19 protein-coding genes are annotated in these 20048 nt (G+C 53.4%); 15 read left to right on the top strand and 4 right to left on the bottom strand.

The genetic code is table 11. The features are described from left to right. Positions 1-48: 48 nt before the first annotated feature. Positions 49-1662, bottom strand: coding sequence for a sensor domain-containing diguanylate cyclase (locus tag VK70_RS26300; RefSeq protein ID WP_025699758.1), 1614 nt, complete (start codon positions 1660-1662; stop codon positions 49-51). A gap of 382 nt (positions 1663-2044) precedes the next feature. On the opposite strand from VK70_RS26300, the gene VK70_RS27750 reads away from it, so the two are divergent. The 4 genes from VK70_RS27750 (at position 2045) to zapA (ending at position 8235) form a co-directional block, all read left to right on the top strand. Beyond that, complete coding sequence (locus VK70_RS27750; RefSeq protein WP_144415181.1) at positions 2045-2239, top strand: hypothetical protein; 195 nt, start codon at positions 2045-2047, stop codon at positions 2237-2239. Between the two features lie 152 nt (positions 2240-2391). Beyond that, positions 2392-3426: a phenylalanine--tRNA ligase subunit alpha gene (gene pheS, locus VK70_RS04840; protein ID WP_025699757.1), complete on the top strand. Its 1035-nt coding sequence runs from the start codon at positions 2392-2394 to the stop codon at positions 3424-3426. A gap of 138 nt (positions 3427-3564) precedes the next feature. Beyond that, positions 3565-6009 (top strand): phenylalanine--tRNA ligase subunit beta, encoded by a 2445-nt coding sequence (gene pheT / locus VK70_RS04845; protein ID WP_025699756.1) that lies wholly within the window; start codon positions 3565-3567, stop codon positions 6007-6009. A gap of 201 nt (positions 6010-6210) precedes the next feature. After that, positions 6211-8235: a cell division protein ZapA gene (gene zapA / locus VK70_RS04850; RefSeq protein WP_046722929.1), complete on the top strand. Its 2025-nt coding sequence runs from the start codon at positions 6211-6213 to the stop codon at positions 8233-8235. Between the two features lie 77 nt (positions 8236-8312). Here the strand turns inward: zapA and VK70_RS04855 are convergent, their stop codons facing one another. Further along, positions 8313-8708, bottom strand: coding sequence for a cytochrome c oxidase subunit II (locus VK70_RS04855; RefSeq protein WP_025699754.1), 396 nt, complete (start codon positions 8706-8708; stop codon positions 8313-8315). 230 nt (positions 8709-8938) lie between these two features. On the opposite strand from VK70_RS04855, the gene VK70_RS26305 reads away from it, so the two are divergent. Beyond that, a complete protein-coding gene (locus VK70_RS26305) occupies positions 8939-10009 on the top strand; it encodes a GGDEF domain-containing protein (RefSeq protein ID WP_144415182.1) in 1071 nt (356 codons plus the stop codon). A 69-nt stretch (positions 10010-10078) separates the two neighbouring features. Here VK70_RS26305 and VK70_RS04865 read toward each other — a convergent pair whose 3' ends face one another. Further along, on the bottom strand, positions 10079-10426 hold the full coding sequence (locus VK70_RS04865; protein WP_025699751.1) for a phage holin family protein: 348 nt from the start codon (positions 10424-10426) through the stop codon (positions 10079-10081). 154 nt (positions 10427-10580) lie between these two features. On the opposite strand from VK70_RS04865, the gene VK70_RS04870 reads away from it, so the two are divergent. From VK70_RS04870 to VK70_RS04885, 4 genes are all read left to right on the top strand, one after another. Further along, entirely contained in the window at positions 10581-12950 is a 2370-nt protein-coding gene (locus VK70_RS04870) for an endonuclease MutS2 (RefSeq protein WP_046722930.1), read from the top strand. A 33-nt stretch (positions 12951-12983) separates the two neighbouring features. Continuing rightward, positions 12984-13403 (top strand): DUF350 domain-containing protein, encoded by a 420-nt coding sequence (locus VK70_RS04875; RefSeq protein WP_025692771.1) that lies wholly within the window; start codon positions 12984-12986, stop codon positions 13401-13403. Positions 13404-13539: 136 nt separating this feature from the next. Beyond that, complete coding sequence (locus tag VK70_RS04880; protein ID WP_025694957.1) at positions 13540-14076, top strand: hypothetical protein; 537 nt, start codon at positions 13540-13542, stop codon at positions 14074-14076. Positions 14077-14153: 77 nt separating this feature from the next. After that, a complete protein-coding gene (locus VK70_RS04885) occupies positions 14154-15365 on the top strand; it encodes an MFS transporter (protein WP_025694956.1) in 1212 nt (403 codons plus the stop codon). A gap of 133 nt (positions 15366-15498) precedes the next feature. On the opposite strand, the gene mscL is transcribed toward VK70_RS04885, so the two are convergent. Beyond that, the gene (gene mscL / locus VK70_RS04890) at positions 15499-15873 is read right to left on the bottom strand and encodes a large conductance mechanosensitive channel protein MscL (protein WP_036639590.1); all 375 of its coding nucleotides are present in this window, start codon (positions 15871-15873) and stop codon (positions 15499-15501) included. A gap of 172 nt (positions 15874-16045) precedes the next feature. Here mscL and VK70_RS04895 point away from each other — a divergent pair, with 172 nt between their 5' ends. From VK70_RS04895 to VK70_RS04920, 6 genes are all read left to right on the top strand, one after another. Then, on the top strand, positions 16046-16279 hold the full coding sequence (locus VK70_RS04895) for a spore coat protein (protein WP_025694955.1): 234 nt from the start codon (positions 16046-16048) through the stop codon (positions 16277-16279). 139 nt (positions 16280-16418) lie between these two features. Then, entirely contained in the window at positions 16419-16805 is a 387-nt protein-coding gene (locus VK70_RS04900; protein WP_025694954.1) for a spore coat protein, read from the top strand. A gap of 308 nt (positions 16806-17113) precedes the next feature. Continuing rightward, positions 17114-17614 (top strand): Lrp/AsnC family transcriptional regulator, encoded by a 501-nt coding sequence (locus VK70_RS04905; protein WP_025694953.1) that lies wholly within the window; start codon positions 17114-17116, stop codon positions 17612-17614. A gap of 18 nt (positions 17615-17632) precedes the next feature. Beyond that, the gene (locus VK70_RS04910; RefSeq protein ID WP_025694952.1) at positions 17633-18859 is read left to right on the top strand and encodes an aminotransferase class I/II-fold pyridoxal phosphate-dependent enzyme; all 1227 of its coding nucleotides are present in this window, start codon (positions 17633-17635) and stop codon (positions 18857-18859) included. A 192-nt stretch (positions 18860-19051) separates the two neighbouring features. Continuing rightward, positions 19052-19306 carry an aspartyl-phosphate phosphatase Spo0E family protein gene (locus VK70_RS04915; RefSeq protein WP_081754786.1) on the top strand — a complete coding sequence of 85 codons (255 nt, stop codon included), beginning with the start codon at positions 19052-19054 and terminating at the stop codon, positions 19304-19306. Between the two features lie 155 nt (positions 19307-19461). Then, positions 19462-20031, top strand: coding sequence for a hypothetical protein (locus VK70_RS04920; RefSeq protein ID WP_025694950.1), 570 nt, complete (start codon positions 19462-19464; stop codon positions 20029-20031). Positions 20032-20048: the final 17 nt, after the last annotated feature.

Here is a 20048-nt window from a genome sequence, read left to right on the forward strand (position 1 = left end):
CTCCATCCGCTTTATTCCGCGGCGTGAGCAGCCTTTTGTTCGTCCACTTCAATTTCTGGAGTGTTCTTGTTCCGGATATTCCTCATCCATTTCCTCGTCATACAGATTGGATTCATTTCCGCCATGGCTTTTGGAACGGTACATGGCCAAATCGGCTGCGCGTAAAAGTTCATTAATCGTGCTTCCATGCTGGGGATACAGCGCTACTCCAATACTGGCTGAAGTGCAGAAGCTTGATCCGTTGTTTGCCGACCACTGCTTGTTGAACAGCTGAAGCAGCCGGTTCAGAATATCATGGAGTGCTTCGTGAGCAAAGCCAAGGTGAAGGATGACGGCGAATTCATCGCCTCCGATTCGAAATGCCTGTCCATAGCCTTTAACGCTCTGCTGAAGCTCACGGGACAGCAGCTGCAGAAATTCATCACCGGCCAGATGGCCCAATGTGTCGTTAAGTTGCTTGAATCTATCGCAATCCAGCAGGGCGAGTGCAAACTTTTGTCTGCGGTCATCGGGATGGGTGAGGAGGTTTTCCATGTACATTTTAAAATGCGCACGATTGGGTATCGAGGTCAAATGGTCGTAGAACGCCAGTTTATGCAGCCGCTCCTCATACTGCTTACGCTGCGTTATTTCCCGGGAAACAAGCATGAACTGCGCTGGAAAAGACAGGTTGCCTTTTACGGGTGACACCCTTGTCTCAAGCCAAATCCAGTGGCCGTCAGCGCTTCTCATTCTAAGTTCCGCCATTCGCGGCGTCGCTTGGACAACGCTCTTCAGCTTGGCCCAGGCAATTTCTGATTCTCTGATGTAATTCGAGAGAGGCTCGCCTTTCTTGGGGATGTAGCCAAGCGCTGATGAATGTGACGGAGATGCGTATAAAATCTGGCCGTTCGTATCGGTTAACAGAATAAAATCGGACATGGTCTCCCCGATGAGCTGGTATAGCGCCTGATCCTCCTGCATCTCGCTTTGGAGCCGGACAATTCTTTGGATGAGATAAATGATAACCAGAATAAGCATGAACAGTAGAAGAGAATAGAGTGCGAATAACGTGCTTTTCTGGTTTTGAAAATCGGCGGTTACCCGTTCTGCATAGATGCCGATCAATTTCTCCGCCTGATCCAGACTCCGGTGAGCATCGTTCAACTGTTCGCTTGAAATTGCGGGAGAGGAAAGGCCTGGATTTCCGCCACTGTTCAGCGAATCTGCCGAGAGAGCCACTCCCGCAGCTTCCCCCCATTGACCGAAGGGACCGTCAAAATTGGCAAGCTCCTGCCGGATTTTGCCCAACAGCTCCTTGCTGCTGCCGAAGTTTTGATAAGCTTCCATGGCGGCCAGATTTTGCACAATGGTATTAATGCTCTTCTCGGTCTCGGCCAAGCTGTTCCCGAATTCCTGCCGGAAATGAGAGCGCTGCAATCCGGTTAAAGAAGGGTTAAGGGCGTTCTGAAGGAGCAGCGAGGAATGATACAAATTGCGGTCAGCTCTCAAAATAAGATTCGTATTCCGGTAAATGTCCTTGTACAAAGTATCCGAGAACCGGTTGATGGAATGGTTCAAATACAGCAGGGAACCGATACTTACGGTAATCAAGAGAACTGTAATAGCAGCGAATAATACAAGTAATTTGCGAGTCTTTTTCGCTTCGGTAAACCCAGCCACTGTCTTCCTCTCCTCGCCAAAAACATATTGGAAATAACCCTATATATTTGCCAAAAGCCGTGCGGTAGTATGTGTTTAAGTAAAGCTGAATCCGTGGAATCAAGCTATTGATTATGTATTAAGACTATGAGCTTTTACTTATACCGGAACAAACCGTTGAGACTTATTACCCAGCTTATGCCCATTCGATACATTTTTGGCCTAATCCGGCTTTATTCTCAAATACGATCGGGACTTGTCTCGCCAGTGATATTCAGACTGCCCCGACTAAGGCTTAGGGCCGATATCTCAAACTATGTATCTGCGGAAGCTCCATCCTTGCCGTCATCTTACAGCTTGCCAAAGCTGCGCGCATTGCCTATAATAAATAGATGTTACTTTGTTGACTATAAACAACGCGACGATGGAGAAGAGTACGCAGCTTCTGACCCACAGGGAGGAAACGCCGGAGATTGAGAGCGTGACCGGGAAGCAGGGCTGTCGAAGTTCGCTCCGGAGCAGTTCCTTGAACTTTGCCCGCATGGAAGGCGGGACAGTCAGTAGAGGATACCGGCCGCAGACCGTTATTTCTGTATAAAGTGAGGCAGTCTATAGGGCGGTTTCCCCGTTTGGGGAGCAGCTGGATTATAGCGCCTAACAAGGGTGGTACCACGGTCTTTTCGTCCCTTACCGGGAGAAAAGGCTTTTTTTGTGCATTGATACCTGAAGTGAAGGAGGCTGCTTAAGGCGATGAAGGAAAAGTTGGAAGCATTGAAGATTGAAGCGTTGGCGAAGCTGCAGGAGGTGCAGGACGCCCAGACGCTGAATGACCTGCGGGTAAAATATCTCGGTAAAAAAGGTGAGCTTACGGAGGTCCTGCGCGGCATGGGTTCATTAAGCGCGGAGGAGCGTCCGGTCATCGGACAGGTGGCGAACGCGGTGAGAAGCGCGATTGAGGAGATTATTAGCGCGAAGCAGGAAGCTTTTCAAGAGCAGGAAACGCTGCAGCGCCTGCAGGCGGAGAAGGTGGACGTTACGCTGCCGGGACGCCGTCTGCCCCAAGGCGGTATTCATCCGCTGAACAGAGTGATTCAGGAAATTGAGGATATCTTCATTGGTATGGGGTACCGTGTGGCTGAAGGTCCAGAGGTGGAGACGGATTATTTCAATTTCGAGGCGCTGAATTTGCCCAAGAATCATCCGGCCCGCGATATGCAGGACTCTTTCTATCTGACCGAGGAGCTGCTGATGCGCACCCAGACGTCTCCAGTGCAGGTTCGTACTATGCAGTCGATGGAAGGCGAGGTTCCGGTTAAAATCATCTGCCCGGGCAAAGTATTCCGGCGTGACGACGACGACGCGACCCACTCTTTCCAGTTCCATCAAATTGAAGGACTGGTTATCGGGCCGAACATCCGCATGAGCGATTTGAAAGGCACGCTTCAGCAGTTCGTTAAGGAAATGTTCGGACCGAACACACGCATGCGTCTTCGTCCGAGCTTCTTCCCGTTCACCGAACCGAGCGTAGAGGTAGACATAAGCTGCTTCAAATGCGGGGGACATGGCTGCAGATTGTGCAAGCAAACGGGCTGGCTGGAAATTCTGGGCTCCGGTATGGTGCATCCGAAGGTGCTGGAAATGGGCGGTTACGACCCTGAAAAATACAGCGGATTTGCCTTTGGCATGGGCGCTGAGCGGATCGCGATGCTGAAATACGGCATTGATGACATCCGTAATTTCTATTTCAACGATATGGGCTTTGTCAAACAGTTCAGAGGCGTGTAGCCCCCCACAAAGTGAAGCTTGACTTCGAAGTATAATCAGGTACTTTGCGGGGACCCCGAAAGGATGGAAATTCTTCATATCGTAAGAGAAACGGCTTCGCCGTGCGGAAATCAACATTAAATAAGGAAGTGAGCGGACATGAAAGTATCAACCGGCTGGCTGGCTGATTATATATCGCTGGAGGGCGTGACCGCCGAGGAACTGGCGGATAAAATTACGGATGCGGGCATCGAAATCGACGGTGTGGAGCGCCGCAATAAAGGGCTGTCCGGGATCGTCACCGGATTTGTTAAATCCAAGGAAAAGCATCCTGACGCCGACAAGCTGAATGTGTGCATTGTCGACGCCGGTCAGGAGGAGGACCTGCAGATCGTCTGCGGCGCGAAGAACGTGGCCGCCGGCCAAAAGGTTCCTGTGGCGCTTGTTGGCGCGAAGCTTCCGGGTCTTGAGATCAAGAAAGCGAAGCTGCGCGGCGTATTGTCCCAGGGCATGATTTGCTCCGCCAAAGAGCTGGGGCTGAATGACAAGCTGCTGCCGAAAGAGCTTCAGGAAGGCATCCTGGTGCTGCCTGAAGATACGGAAATCGGACAAGACATTACGAAGGTGCTCGGCCTGAACGACGAAATTCTGGAATTCGATCTGACTCCGAACCGGTCCGACTGTCTGAGCATGATCGGCGCGGCTTACGAGACTGGCGCCATTCTGGGACGCGAGCTGTCGCTGCCGAACCCCGGCCGGGATATTATTGAAATCGCCGTTCCCGCATCGGACGCCATATCCGTCAGTATTGAGAACGAAGAGCACTGCAAGCATTACGCGGTCCGCTATATTGCCGGCGTGAAGCCCGCTCCTTCTCCGCTGTGGATGCAGAACCGTCTTATGGCGGCGGGTGTGCGTCCAATCAACAATATTGTGGACATCACCAACTACGTCATGCTGGAGTATGGCCAGCCGCTGCATGCATTTGATGCCGACCGGCTGGAGGGCGGCACACTTGGCGTCCGCCTTGCCCGTGAAGGTGAGATCCTGACCACGCTGGACGGCCAGGAGCGCAAGCTGGAGCCGCACATGCTGGTGATTGCGGACGCCGCAAAAGCGGTGGCGCTCGCCGGAGTGATGGGCGGTCTGAATTCGGAAGTGACCGATCAGACGGTGAATATCGTGCTGGAGTCGGCCAGATTCGACGGCGGAACGATCCGCAAGACGTCACGCCAGCTCGGTCTCCGCTCGGAAGCTTCGCTGCGATTCGAGAAGGAAGTGGACCCGCGTTCCGTCATTCCCGCGCTGAACCGTGCGGCTTCGCTTCTTAGCACCTATGCTGGAGGCTCTGTGCATGAAGGAATTATTCAAGCCGGGACCGCCGAAGTGCAGGAAAGAGTAATTAAGCTGTCGCTCGATAAGCTGAACCGGCGGCTCGGCACGGACCTTTCGATGCTGGAAGTGAAGACGCTGTTTGCACGGCTGCATTTTTCCTGCGGGGATGTGGAACAGGGAATGCTCGAGGTTAGCGTTCCTACCAGACGCGGTGATATCAGCTGGGACGTGGATCTCTTTGAGGAGATCGCCCGCCTGTACGGTTATGACAACATTCCGACTACGCCGATTGAAGGGCCGACTACACCGGGAGGATTGACCGGGCCGCAGGTGCTTCGCCGTGCGCTGCGCAAATTGCTGGCAGATGGCGGCTATCAGGAGGTGCTCGGTTATTCCTTCATTCAGCCCGAGCAAACTACGCTGTTCCCCGCACTGACCGAGGGTGGGCTTGCGGTCAAGCTGGCTCTGCCGATGAGCGAGGAGCGCAGCGTGCTGCGGACAAGTCTCCTGCCGCAGCTGCTGGATATCGCTCAGTACAACACGAACCGCCGGCAGAGCGACCTGGCGCTGTTCGAAATCGGTACCGTGTTCGTAACGGATGAGGAACACTTGACCCGCCAGCCGCGCGAGTTCCAGACGCTGGGTCTGTTGCTGACGGGCAGCAAGGCGGCGAAGCAGTGGAATGTCGCTGCCGAGCCCGTGGACTTCTTCGATCTCAAGGGAGCGCTGGAATCCGTATTTGCCTACCTCGGATTGGAGAACGCCGTTGTCTTCGAAGGCGATTCTCCGCAAGGCTATCATCCCGGCCGCTCGGCTTCCGTGTACCTGAACGGAGAAAGAGGACGGGTAAAGCTCGGCACCATAGGGCAGATTCATCCCGACTTGCAGCGTAAGCAGGATCTGGAGGATACGTATGCCGCTGAGATTTTGCTGTCGCCGCTCTATGAAGCGGCGCGGACATTGCTGCAGTACAGCGAGCTTCCCCGTTTCCCGGGCATGGAACGGGATATTGCGCTCGTCGTGGACTCGGAAGTTCCGGCGAGCCGGCTGTTGGATGCCATTCGTGAGCAGGGAGGAAGCCTGCTGCAATCGGCGCAGGTATTTGACGTATATACCGGAGGCAAGCTGGAGAGCGGCAAGAAGAGTATCGCTATCTCGCTGCTGTACCGCCATACGGAGCATACGCTGACCGACGAGGAAGTCTCGGAGGTTCACGATAAGGTGCTGGCCGCGCTTCAGCAAAGTTTTGGCGCGAACTTAAGAAAATAGCAGGAATTTGTAAAGCCGCAGCGAATCCATTTAGAAACCTGGAATCGCTGCGGCTTTTCCTTTATTGGAGAATGCGGCCTGAGGTTGAAGTTTAGGGAAGAGAGCTTTTTGCCAAACGCTTGTGGGTAAAGTTACAATAGAAAGAGAACAAGAATAGAGAAACAGCTTAGAATCCGCATACACACAAAGGAGGGCACAACTGTGGCAATGGACCGGACCCGTGTCGCCGTGGAGATTTATGGTACTTCCTATAGACTGGTTGGAAGCAGTATTGAATATATGAAGCAGGTCGCCCAATATGTGGACGAGCATATGCACGCGATTTCCAAATCCCATAACCGGCTGGATACACCGCGCATAGCGGTGCTGGCCGCTGTCCATATGGCAGAGCAGGCAATACAGGCACAGGATCTCAAGAATGAATTGAATGTGCTGACCGGAGAGCGCAGCTCGCTGCGCAGCGAAGTCGCCCGGCTGCTGGAAACGCAGCGGCAGCAGCAGGAAGAACTCGAAAGGGTTGCTGCAAGCGCCCGGGAGGAATCGAATCGGCTGATTACCGAGGCTGCGGAGGAGCGCAAGCGGCATCAGGAGGCCGAGGAGCAAGAGCGCAGGAAGCATGAAGAGCTGCTGCAGCAGGCGGAGGAGGCGGCCGAGGCGGTTCGCCAGGGACTTGAGGAGGAGCTGAACCGGCGGGACCTGGAGCAGCAGGAGCTGCGAGACAGTCATGAACGCGAGCTGGCGGAGAGTCGGGAAAGCAAGCTGCGGGAGCTGGGACAGGCCGAGGGGCTTCGCCTGAAGCAGGTGGATGAATTGGCGGCGGCGCACCGTCTGGAGCTTGATGAACTTCGGGCTTCACACTTGGCGGAGTTGACGGAAGTCAAGACCCGTCTGGAACAGGAGCTTGCGGAGACGAAAGCCGCGCTAAAGAGAGAACTCTCGGAAACGAAAAGCATGATGACCGGTGAGCGGGAGGAGGCCGTTTCGGCGCTGAATAAGGAACTTAGCCGGGAACGGGAACAGCTGCAGCGCGAGCTGGCGAAGAACAAGGATCTGCGGCAGACCTTAGGCAACCAGGAGCATCGGCATAAGCAGAGCGCGCATGAGTTCGAGAAGCAGATTGGCGAGCTGCGCGGCACAATCAGCCAGCTGCAGGCCAAGCTGCGCGCCGAGGAGGCGGGCCTGAAGACGGAGCGGGAAGCCCGGTTCGCTCTGCAGAACCAGCATAATGAGGCTCTTATGCGTGAACAGCAGCTTGAAGATGAACTGCAGGCCGCCGGAAGTCTTGGCGATCTGTTGCAGCAGGAGCTTACGGAGCTGCGCGAGGCCCATGAACTGTCGAAGGGCCAGGCAGAAGAGCTTCGGAAGTCTCTTGGCGAGACTGCCAAAGACCTTGCCTGTACCCGGGATGAGCTTGCCCGGATAACGGCTGAGCATGGGGAGTGGAAGGCAGCGGCAGACAAGCGGCAGGAGGAAATCGGCGAGCTGGAGATCAGTTTGCTGGAAGCCGAAGAGAAGCTCGAAGCCGTGAAAGGAGAGCTTCACGGACTTCGAGGCGAAACCGAAGGGCTGTCGGCGTCACTGGAGCGGGAACGGGCTCTCCGGCAGGAAGCCGAAAGCGCCGGAGATGCGCTGAAGGCCAAAGAAACGGAACGGGAGACTGCTCTTGCCGGTTTGCGGGAACGGTATGAGGAATTGATTGTGCAGTACGATGAAGTGCTGCAGGAGGGAGAACGGCAGCAGGAGCGCTGCCGTCTGCTCGAAGAAGAAGCCGAACAGACCTCGCTTCGCCTGGAAGAGTTGTCCGAAGCGGGCAGAGAGGCCGCGGCTTCCGCAGAACTCCAGCGTGAGCAATTGAGCGAAGCGCAGAGTTACGGCGAATCGTGGAGAGCGAGGTATGAAGAGCTGAAGCAGGCGCAGCAGCAGTGGGCCGAGACGGAAGCGAAGCTGCGCGAGGAGATCGACCTGTGGCAGCAGGAGGCCGCGGAGGGCGAGCGGGTGCGCGATTCGCTGAGCCAGGAGCGCAGCGACGCTCTCCAGAAGCTTGGCGAGGTTGGAGACAGCTACGAGCTGGTGCAGGGTCAACTCCGGCTGCTCCAAGCCGAATTCGAACTGCGGCATAGCGAGCTGGAACGCGTTACGCAGGAACACCAGAAGTTGCAGGCGGAATATGCCAAGCTGCAAAATGAATATAATGAATGGATTCAACTTATCGAACAGGATAGTTGAATGGCGGCGCATGATGAAAGGGCAGGCTCACGGAGAAATCCGGAGGCTGCCCTTTTAAACGGGTGAATATGAGAATATCATTCAACGATGATGTCGGCGCTCATTTGGCTGTGGCCAGAGCCGCAAAATATGGCGCAGGTCATTCGGAACGTGCCTGTTTGTTCAGGGACAATGACTTGGGAATTATTTTTTTCGTCCAATTGAAGATTAAGCTCGGGGACCAGTATACCATGATGGCCGCTCTCGTTCTCAAATGTAATTTGAACGGGAACCCCTTTTTTCAAATGGTATTCTTTTTTGTCAAAGCTGAAATTGCTTGCCTTGATGACAACCTTCTCTTCCGCCGCTGCCGGGCTAACCGCACTCTCCTTCCCGCTGTCCGCGGCATTTCCGCCGTTCCCCGAATTGCCGCCGCAAGCGGCAAGCATGAGCAATAAGGCGATGGATAACAACAACAAAGGCATGTTCTTCATTTTTTCCTCCTTAAGTTTAAGGATGCAAAAGCCTTTCAAATTTATTATAATGAAAATCGGTTTATGTGTTCAAATCCGAACGTATGTGCTATCATGAAAGGAAATTTCAGTAATCTGAAATTTCCTGCCTTGCAGGTGCGGTGTGTTCAAAATACATAGGTTAAAAGTAGGGGATTTTCATTAGTAGAGCTGCTGTTTTACTGAATACCGAAGTCTGGCACCGAAGAATATTGAATGTATACTGGACATTGGCCGCCATTGCTCTAATCGGGCAGGCTTTCTTTACGCTGAGCGGCTATAATCCGGAGCCTTATCGCGCCATTTCATCACAGATCGGATATTTATTATTCTTCTGCTATCTGCTCATTTTCCTGAGCGTAATTTTGGCTGAGATCTGGCTGCGCTCCGACTTCAGATTTCAAAAGCAAATGGTGGTCGGCTGCGGGTTCGTCATGTCTTGCCTGCTGTATTTTGTTAGTGTGCCTTATGTCGACGGCGCGCAGATGGCGCTGATGATGCCGGCAATGACTTCACTCGTTTACTTTGACCGCCGCATGCTTTATGTTCTCGGACTGCTCGGTATCTTCGATTACGCCGGTATTTATTTCATGCTGGAGCGGGAACTGCTGAATAAACCGCTGTCTGAGTTTTTAATGATGGAATGTATTTTTATCGTATTTGTGGTCTTGGCGCATGGGGTTATCGTGCGTGCGCATGAAGCGAGCGAATATTTAGAGCAGCTGACCCAATCAGAGCAAGGTCTGCTGGTTGAACGGGCGATTGCCGACAAACTGCTGAAGATTGATGCGCTTACCGGACTTTACAACCACAAGACCTTCCACGAATATTTGGATTCGCTGCTGGAGCAGTGTGAGACGAACGGGCTGCGGCTTCAGCTTGCCTTATTTGATATTGACAATTTTAAGCAGGTGAACGATACATACGGCCATTGGATTGGAGACATTGTACTGAAGGAGGTCGCGGGAAAAATCGGCGGAATGATCGGCCCGAATGATTTTGCCGCAAGGTATGGAGGAGAGGAGTTCGCGATTATTTTTACGGATAAAGATCCGGAGGAAGCGTATGCGCTGGTCGAAGAGCTCCGGTCCGATATAGCCGGAATGGAGCATCCTTATGCGGGAGGAAGACGGATTACTGTTAGCATCGGCTTATGCCGCTACTGCATGGGCGACGGAAAGGAACTGTTGTTCCGTAAAACGGACGAAGCTCTATACCTGGCTAAACACAGCGGTAAAAACCGGGTCGTAACTTCTAGAAATAAGAAGCTCGTGCCGGTCTAATCCGCAAAAGAAGCCGCCCTGTCACTCATCGTGTTAGGGACGGCTTCTTTTTGGGCTTCGAACGTCCGGTTATTTGCCGGCTTCAAACGGGGTAGAGACGGGCAGGAACAGGTCAATGATCCCGATGACCAGAGCTGCGAGGAGGGCGCCAATAATAGACACACTAACGCCCGCGACAATGAACTGTGCTAGCCAGATGACCAGTGCGCTTACCAGAAACCCTACGATACCGCGTCCGAACGGCGTTGTTTTGCGGCCGAAAATGCCTTCGGCGATCCAGCCCAGCAGTGCGATCACCAGAGCAAGCATAAGGGCGCTCCAGAAGCCGCCGATGCTGAAGTTCGGAACAATCCAGCCAACTACAAGAAGGACAAGCGCGGACACGATGAAACGTACAACATGACCCAAAAATCTCACTGTACAAGCCTCCTTTGCTTTTAGCCTTAAGGATACGTGCAAGGGTTATTGTACACAGAAACATTCCCCGTTATGTTGGTAAAACGTACCCAAATAGCGAAAATGAGCCACATTCGGTATAATGATTTTTATATGAAGGGAGCTGTGACCGTAATTGGACGACAAGATTTTGCATACGCTTGAGTATCAAAAAATTATAAATAAATTGAAGCAATATATACAAACTCCAATGGGACTGATGATGGCCGAGAACCTGAAGCCCTCCGGCGATTTCGAAGGCGTCAAGCTGCTGCTGCAGGCGACGGACGAGGCGGCCACGGTTGACCGTCTGAAAGGAATACCGTCCTTCGGCGGGATAACCGACATCAAATCTTCGCTGAAGCGGGCCGCCATCGGCGGAATGCTCGGCCCGCACGAACTGCTGGCCGTAGGCAACACCATTGGCGGCGGGCGCCGGGTCAAACGTTTTTTGGCCGCTATGCATGAAGAAGAACCGATCCAGATGCTCTTCGACTTGAGCGATTTGGTCTCGGAGCAGAAGCCCGTTGAGGACGCCATCCGCTCTGCCATCGACGAGAATGCGGAGGTGCTGGATACCGCCAGCGCCGAGCTGTCCTCCATCCGCAGGGAGCTTAGGAACGGCGAGACAAGAATCCGCGAGAAGCTGGACTCGATGATCCGTTCCTCTTCGGTCGCAAAGATGCTGCAGGATCAGCTGGTAACTATTCGCGGCGACCGGTTTGTGATTCCGGTGAAGGCGGAGTACCGCTCTCACTTCGGCGGCATCGTTCACGACCAGTCAGGTTCGGGAGCAACGCTGTTCATCGAGCCCGAATCGATTGTCGCAATGAACAATAAGCTCCGGGAGACGCGGCTGCGCGAAGAGCGGGAAATTGAGATCATCCTGCGGAAGCTGACCGCGCTTGTCGGTGAAATTGCCGAGGAGACGGGGTATGACGTTGACCTTCTCGGCCAGCTTGATTTTATATTCGCGAAGGCCCGGCTGGCACGGGAAATGAAAGCTGCCCGTCCGCGGATGAACGATCGCGGCTATCTGAAAATTCGCAAGGGACGACATCCGCTGATTGCTGCGGAGTCCGTCGTTCCGCTGGATGTGGAGCTCGGCAACCAGTACAGCTCCATTATCGTGACAGGCCCGAATACGGGGGGAAAGACCGTTACGCTGAAGACCATCGGGCTGCTCAGCCTGATGTCGATGTCCGGTCTTTTTATTCCTGCCGAGGAAGGAAGCCAAATGTGCGTGTTCGACGCCATCTATGCTGATATCGGAGACGAGCAGAGCATCGAGCAGAGCCTGAGCACATTTTCCAGCCATATGACCAATATTATCTCCATTCTGAAGCGGATGACTCCCAAAAGCCTGGTCCTGCTCGACGAAGTTGGAGCGGGAACGGACCCTGCCGAAGGCTCGGCGCTTGCAATCGCCATCCTGGAGCATATTCACCGGACGGGATGCCGGATGGTGGCAACGACGCATTACAGCGAGCTTAAGGCTTATGCCTATGAACGCAAGGGAGTAATCAATGCCAGCATGGAATTCGATGTACAGAGCCTGCGGCCGACATACCGTCTGCTGGTCGGCGTTCCGGGCCGAAGCAACGCCTTCGCGATCGCCGAGCGGCTGGGACTGCCGGCGGCCGTTCTGGAACATGCGCGCGGCGAGGTGAAGGAAGAGGATTTGCGCGTCGAGCATATGATCGCTTCGCTGGAGGAGAACCGTCTCGGCGCGGAGAACGAACGCGAGCGGGCCGAGAATCTGCGGCGCGAGGCGGAGGAACTGCGCGGCAAGCAGCGCCAGGAACTGGAGAAGCTGGAGAGCCAGCGCGACAGATGGCTTGAGAAGGCGGAGAAGGATGCCGCCGCGATTGTCGACAAGGCCCGCAAGGAAGCCGAGCAGATTATCAGCGATCTGCGGCGGCTGGCTCTGGAGGAAGGGGCGTCGGTCAAGGAGCATAAGCTGATCGAGGCCCGCAGGCGGCTCGATGAAGCGCAGCCTTCGCCCCGCAAGAAGGAGCCAACGCGAGGGGCGAAGAACAAGCAGGCCCGCCAAATCGGGCCCGGTGATGAAGTGGCTGTACACAGCCTGAATCAGAAGGGTCATGTCGTCGAGCTGAGCGGAGCCAAGGAAGCCGTCGTACAGCTCGGCATTATGAAGATGAAGGTGCGGCTGGACGATCTGGAGCTGCTGTCGCCTGGCGTACCGGCTGCCCCGCAGCCACTGCGCCAGGCTACCACAGTCAAGCGCACGCGGGACGAGAATATCCGCAGCGAACTGGATTTACGAGGAGCAAATTTGGAAGAGGCGCTGATTGAGACGGACCGTTTTCTTGATGAGGCGTTTCTCGGAAATCTTGGCCAGATTTACATTATCCACGGCAAGGGAACCGGTGTCCTGCGCTCGGGGATTCAGGAATATTTGCGCAAGCATAAGCATGTCAAGAACTACCGTCTGGGCAACTACAACGAAGGCGGCGCGGGCGTAACGGTTGCGGAGCTGAAATAACGGGCTTTCCCGGCGGAAAGAAGGAGAAAACCTATGGAACACGTAATCGATGCTTGGCTGAGCCATCCGCTGGGGAGCCTGCTCGGCTACTTTGCGGTTGCCATTTTGGAGCTGGTTGTTTTTCTGTCCATATTTGAAATGGTAACAAAGTACAACTGCTGGGATGAAATCCGCAGGGGTAACGTGGCGGCTTCAATGGCGACCGGCGGCAAAATATTCGGCATCTGCAACGTGCTGCGCTTCAGTATCCAGGCGGAGGCTTCGATTTACGAAACCATGAAATGGTCCGTAATCGGTTTTGTTCTGCTGCTAATTGCTTACTTTATGTTTGAATTTCTGACGCCCGTCTTTTCGATCGACAAGGAGATTGCGGCGGATAACCGGGCGGTCGGACTGACGGCGATGCTCATTTCCGTATCATTATCCTATGTAATCGGGGCTTCCATTCTGTAGAAAAAATCGAACGGCGCAAAAGGAGACGCTGAAGCCGAATGAAAATTCTGGTGCGTGTGCTGTTTGTTGCGGCGGTCTTGTTTATGGCGGCCGGAATTATCTATCTAATGATGAATTGACGAAGGAGACTGAAAAAATGGATACGACCATCTGCCCTTGGTGCCATACGGAAATTGTATGGGACGAAGAACTCGGACCGGAGGAAGCCTGTCCGCATTGCGGCAACGAACTTAGCGCTTACCGTACGGTAAATATCAGCAAGGAAGATCTGGATGACGACGAATTGGAAGACGATGACGAGCATGAGCATGAACATGGCGGCGATTTATGGGGAGAAGACGAGCAAGAGGGAGTTGTTCCCATATTCAACACACTCGACGCTTACCGGGACACTTACGATCTGGAGCGTTATGACAGCTCTGCAGCCGCCGTTCTTGATGAGCAGACCGAAGTGCCTGAATGTCCACAGTGTCATGAATATATGCTGCTTGCCGGTACGGTAGGGGTGAGTGATTTCAAATCCGCCGTTCCCGCCTTTCTTGGCGTACCGCTGCTGAACGCACCGTTCTCCTTAAATATGTATGTCTGTCCGTCATGCTTTCAGGTTCAGCACAGCCTGGCCGAAGAAGACCGGGAGCAGTGGGTGCGCAATATCGGGGGCCTTCGCAAATAAATAAGTTCCTCCGCTAAGATCCTCCGGTTTGGGGCATGTTATACAGGTGCATGTCTCAAAGGTTAAGGAGGAATACGATGAAGGTCTCGCTGCGGGGACAGGCGGCGCTGCTGCTGGCGGTTAACGGGTTATTCGTGCTTTCGGGCGCGCTCGCGGGAACTTTTCTGAATGTCTACTTGTGGAAAAACCGTCAGGATTACGCCATGATCGGCTGGTTTACTGTAGCCCAGCAGCTTGCTCTGGGTCTCAGCTTTTGGCTGGGCGGCAAGTGGGTGAAGGAACATAATAAAATGAACGCCCTGCGGCTTGGCATCGCCGTTTCGGGCCTTTTTTATCTTCTGGTGCTGTGGCTGGGAAGCAAGGTGGCTCTGTACGTCTGGCCGCTTGGCATTGTGCTTGGTATTGCTTCGGGCCTGTTTTGGCTGGCCTTCAACATCGTTTATTTTGAAATTACGGAACGTGAGAACCGCGATGCATTTAACGGCTGGGTAGGGCTCCTTGGTTCGCTGACCGGCATCGTTGGGCCGTGGCTTTCCGGTTGGCTGATCTCCACGCTGCATGGAAACCGGGGCTACCGGCTTGTTTTTATGATTTCGCTTTGTATTTACGGTGCGGCGGCGGTGCTGAGCTTTTTTCTGAAAAAGCGCAAAACCTCCGGCAGCTACGAATGGCTGGAGCCTTGGCATCAGCTGCGTTCCGGAGACGCGGATTGGCGCGTAACGGGGGCTGCGCTATTTTTTCAGGGCCTGCGTGAAGGCGTATTTTCCTTTCTGATCGGTCTCCTGGTATACATAGCGGCGAAGGAGGAGAGCAAGCTGGGGCAGTTCACGCTGATTACCTCTGCGGTGTCGCTCGTCAGCTACTGGGCGGCCGGCAAATGGCTGAAGCCCAAATTCCGGTCGGCTGGCATGCTCTGCGGAGCGCTCCTGCTGGTAGGGGTGATCGTGCCTATGCTGTGGGCGGTAAGCTACGGCATGCTGCTCGTTATGGGCATCGGGACATCGCTGTTCATCCCGCTGTATATGCTGCCGATGGTTTCCACCAGCTTTGATCTGATGGGGGAAAGCGAGGAGAGCGCCGGCAAGCGCGTCGAATTGGTTGTGCTGCGCGAGCTATGCCTGATGACCGGACGGCTGGCGGGAACCTTTATTTTTATCGCCATTCTGTCGGTCAGCGCCGCACCGCGCACCGTTACTCTGCTGCTGCTGGGGCTTGGAGCCGCGCCGGTTGGAAGCTGGCTGTTTCTGCGCCGGATGCTGCGTAGGGAATCTTTGCCGGAACGTTCATGACGGAAGCCGGCCAGTACCATACCCGATTCATCAGCATGAACGAACAGCCGTCTCCCTGGGCAATGCGGCAGGAGAGACGGCTGTTTGATTTTTCACTTTAGCTTTTCACAGAGTCTTTTTACAGAGTAAGTGCCTATCTGTCCTTCAGAAGATCGCGGATTTCGGTCAGAAGCAGCTCCTCGCGCGTCGGTGCGGGATCTGCTTTAACCTCTTCCTCCCGTTTACGTTGAAACTTTCCGGCAAGCTTGACGATCACAAATAGCGAAAAGGCGATGATAAAAAAGTCGACCACGCTTTGGAGAAAAACACCGTATTTCAGCACCGCATCGCCATATGTATATTGCAGGCTTTTTAAATCAATACCGCCGATCAGCAGTCCAACTACCGGCATGATAACGTCCTCTACCAGCGAAGACACAATTTTACCAAAGGCAGCCCCGATCACAACGGCGAGAGCGAGATCTAGCACATTTCCTTTCAGCGCAAAGCTTTTGAACTCTTTCCACATTGCAGACAATCTCTCCTTCTTGGTTGGATAACTGTTTGCTCCATTATGACAAACATAGGGGGAAGCATCAATACCAAAGGTTCGGGAACCGCTTGCGAAATTTAGCACATAAACTGCAGGCGAAGCGGCATACTAAATTTGGTTAAACTATTCCAAGAAAGGAATGAACATGATGCAATCTACGCAAATGCAACCTTTGAGCAGTAAAGAACTGGAGTACATTTCCGACTCCATTTCCAATGAAGACCTGCTGATCAAGCAGTATGCGGCCACTGCCGGAACTACGCAAAATCAAACGGTCCGCCAAATTTGTCAGCAGCAAATCCAAAACCACAGCCAACATATGGGGGCGCTGATTCAACTGCTTCAGCAGCATCAGCAGTACGCACCCAACCAGCCGCAATAAAGGAACCGCTCCGCACAAGCTTAAGCGCAAGCTTCCAAGGCCGATCATCACAAAACTTTTAGGGTAGGCTTCCGGAGCCAGTTTTACCAAAGTCTATCTGTAAGCGAATCATCACAAAACTTTTAGGAGGTCAATTGACGTGTACGCACAAACTGGAAATGCTTTTATGCAGGACGAGGATTTGCTGAATATTATCCTGGCAGATTTGAAACGGACGGTCGGAGAATATACGACAGCCACGACCGAATCCGCATGTCCGTCCGTTCGCCGCACATTCAGTGATCTGACCATGGATACGCTCCGTCTTCATGGCGAGCTGTTCACGCAGATGTCGCAGATGAATATGTACCAGGCTCCTTCCAAAGCGCTGCGCCAGGAGCTGGATAAAGAAATTCAGAACGCGCAACAGACTCAGCAAAAATCGCAGCAGTTCGTTCAGCAAAAAATCGGCGGTCAAGGCGCATATGCCCAAGCCCCGAATGTATCGCAGCACCAAGCTAACGTGCATAACCCTTACTATATGTAACTCTGCCGCGCACGGTTTGAAGCCGGGCGGCGGCTGTTAGGCATGTCTGTTTTGGCCGCAGACAACGTTTATTCTTTGCGGCTTTCGGCGAGAGAACAATGCGTCCTTGCTATGTGAGAGATAAGAGGCTTTCCGTTTAGCCCATATCCGAATAACCCATTACTCCCCGCTGATTGGCGGGGTTATTTTTGTTTGCAGATATGACCTTTTCATGTCATATTAATAATAAACTCTTTATGAAACCAATTCCTTCGCCGGAGCGCCGGCAGCAGAGGGCGCGTTCCCGGCGAAGATCCCGGAGGGAAGTTATGGAACAAGTGAATGAGCTGAAGAGAAAAGTGCTGGAACTGCTCAAAGAGGATGCCAGAAGAACCCCGGAGCTTTTGGCGACGCTGCTTGGAGCGGAAGAAGAAGAAGTGAAGACTGCGATCGAGCAGATGGAGAAGGAACATGTTATTGTTAAATACGCGACCGTGGTCAATTGGGATAAAGTGGATGACGAGCGGGTTACAGCTCTGATTGAGGTGCAGATTACCCCTGAGCGCGGACGCGGCTTTGAGGGTATCGCCGAAAGGATTTATCTGTATCCCCAGGTGAAGTCTGTCTATCTGATGTCCGGCGCCTATGACCTGCTGGTGGAAGTGGAGGGCCGCAACCTGCGCGAGGTCGCGAACTTCGTCTCCGAGAAGCTGTCGCCGATTGACTCCGTACTGTCGACCAAGACGAATTTCACCCTTAAAAAATATAAACAGGACGGGATTATTTTCGAAGATCACGAAGAAGACAACCGTCTGATGATCTCCCCGTAAAGGAAGAGATGAGAATATATGTTTACGAATAAAAACCAGCCGTCCGGAGAACAGAGCAAATCGATGTCATCCTATCTGTCCCCGCTGGTTCAGCAGATTCAGCCGTCGGGCATTCGCAGATTTTTCGACTTGGCCGCAGGGAGCAAGGATATCATCTCTTTAGGGGTGGGCGAGCCGGATTTTAAGACGCCGTGGCATGTCAGGGAAGCCTGTGTCTATTCGCTGGAACGGGGATTTACCGGATATACCTCCAACGCGGGAATGCCGGAACTGCGCGAGGGAATTGCAAATTACCTGCATGCCCGCTTTAACCTGGACTACGATCCTGCGAACCAGATTATCACGACCGTCGGCGGCAGTGAGGCAATCGATCTGGCGCTTCGGGCGCTGATATCCCCAGGAGACGAAATTCTGATTCCTGAGCCCTGCTATATTTCGTACTCCCCGATTACTGCGATCGGCGGCGGTGTTCCCGTCGGCATCGAGACGTTCGGCAAAGATCGGTTCAAGCTGACGGCCGAAGGGCTGGAAGCCAAAATTACGCCGCGGTCCAAAATTCTGATTCTGTGCTACCCGAGCAATCCGACGGGAGCGATCATGAGCCGGGAAGACTGGGAGCCTATCGCCAAAGTGGTGGAGAAGCATGATCTGATCGTCATTTCCGATGAAATTTACGCCGAGCTGACCTACGGCAGCAATCATGTCAGCTTCGCCTCCCTGCCCGGGATGATGGACCGTACGATTCTCGTCAGCGGCTTTTCCAAGGCGTTCGCGATGACGGGCTGGCGGATGGGCTATGCCTGCGGGCATCCCGAGCTGATCTCGGCCATGCTCAAAATTCACCAGTACACGGTAATGTGCGCGCCTTCCATGGGCCAGGTAGCGGCGCTTGAGGCGTTGACGAACGGCATGGAGGAAAAAGACCGGATGGTCGATTCCTATAACCAGCGGCGCAGACTAATCGTCAAAGGCTTGCGCGAGGCCGGACTGGAATGCCATGAGCCGCAGGGTGCATTCTATGCATTTCCGAGCATCGCCGGAACCGGACTGACTTCAGACGAATTCGCAAAGCGCCTGCTCCGGGAATTCAGGGTGGCGGCCGTGCCGGGAAGCGTATTCGGGCTTGGCGGCGAAGGCTATTTGCGCTGCTCCTACGCCACCTCCGTAAGCCAATTGAACGAAGCGCTCGAGCGGATCGGCGCGTTGGTGGCGCTTTTGAAGAAAGAAAGAGAAAATAAGGCCTGATTAATTGGAAAAAATATGAAAGTATTGTTATTGAATGAAAATATTAATGAAAACACTAATGAATACGATAGCTAATATTTTTGTCATATGGTATAATATTACTCTCAATACAGTTTATTTATATAATTTAGGAGCGATATTGCCAGGGCGGAAATATTAGTGAAGCTGCGCTCCATATAACTTTTTGGGGGGATGATGGTGCTTTGTACCGATTACTATATGTGGTTTGGCGCGAAGCGTTTCCCGGAAAGCGGAAAAGCTTCCGCCAGAGATGATGCTGTCTCGTGCAGCCTCTCCCTCGAAGAGGAGATCCACATACTCCGGAAACGAATGGAGCAGTTGTTTATGCAGGAGAAGTCACTTACCTCGGATAATGTAGTGGAGATCAGCAGCAAGCTGGATTTGAAGATTAACGAATATATGAAGAGACATTCCCGCAATAAATAACGGGAGTCGGCAGCGAGGGTCCTTTGGACCCTCTTTTGTTTTTAGCCGCAGTATGATGAATTCAGGGCATGAAGGAACACACGACCCTTACAAGCCGTACCGAATATGGTAAAGTAGTAATACATGCAATGTTAGAAGCCGGGAGGGACGATAGGTTGAGCGGAGGACGGAAGATGCGAGGTTATACCGTACTGGCGGCGCTGATTGCGCTGGTCATGCTGCTTTCGGGCTGCGGCGGGAAAGACGAGAGTACGGTAACGGTCTTTTTGATGGGGCAGAATGGAGCGCCGGACGGCATGGCCGAACAGCTAAAGGAGAAGCTGGAAGCGAGTTTGGGACAGGACCTGAAGGTGGAATTTAATGTGTCGTCTATCTACAATAATCAGAAACTGCTGCTGGAATATGCGGGGGCAATGAATGATCTTATTATTTTGCCCAAACAGGATATGCTGGATTACGGGAAACAGGGCTCCAATGTTCCGCTCGATGACTATTTTAACAAGAGTGATTACGCTGAAGGAGTGTTTGAGGGCGGCGTGGAGCGCAAATCCGGGGATGAGCAGACAGAGCTGAAGCAGGAGACGCATTTATACGGCATCCCTGTCTCGGACCTGAAGCTGTTCAAGGACGCCGGGTACACGCCGGAGGGCCTGTTCGTTACCATCCCGGCTTCCGCCGGAAATGTGGAGCGGAGCGTCCAAGTTATCCATGCAATGATGAATTAAAGCGGAGGGATGCGATA

The organism is Paenibacillus durus ATCC 35681 (genome assembly GCF_000993825.1).
Taxonomy (GTDB): domain Bacteria; phylum Bacillota; class Bacilli; order Paenibacillales; family Paenibacillaceae; genus Paenibacillus_AQ; species Paenibacillus_AQ durus_B.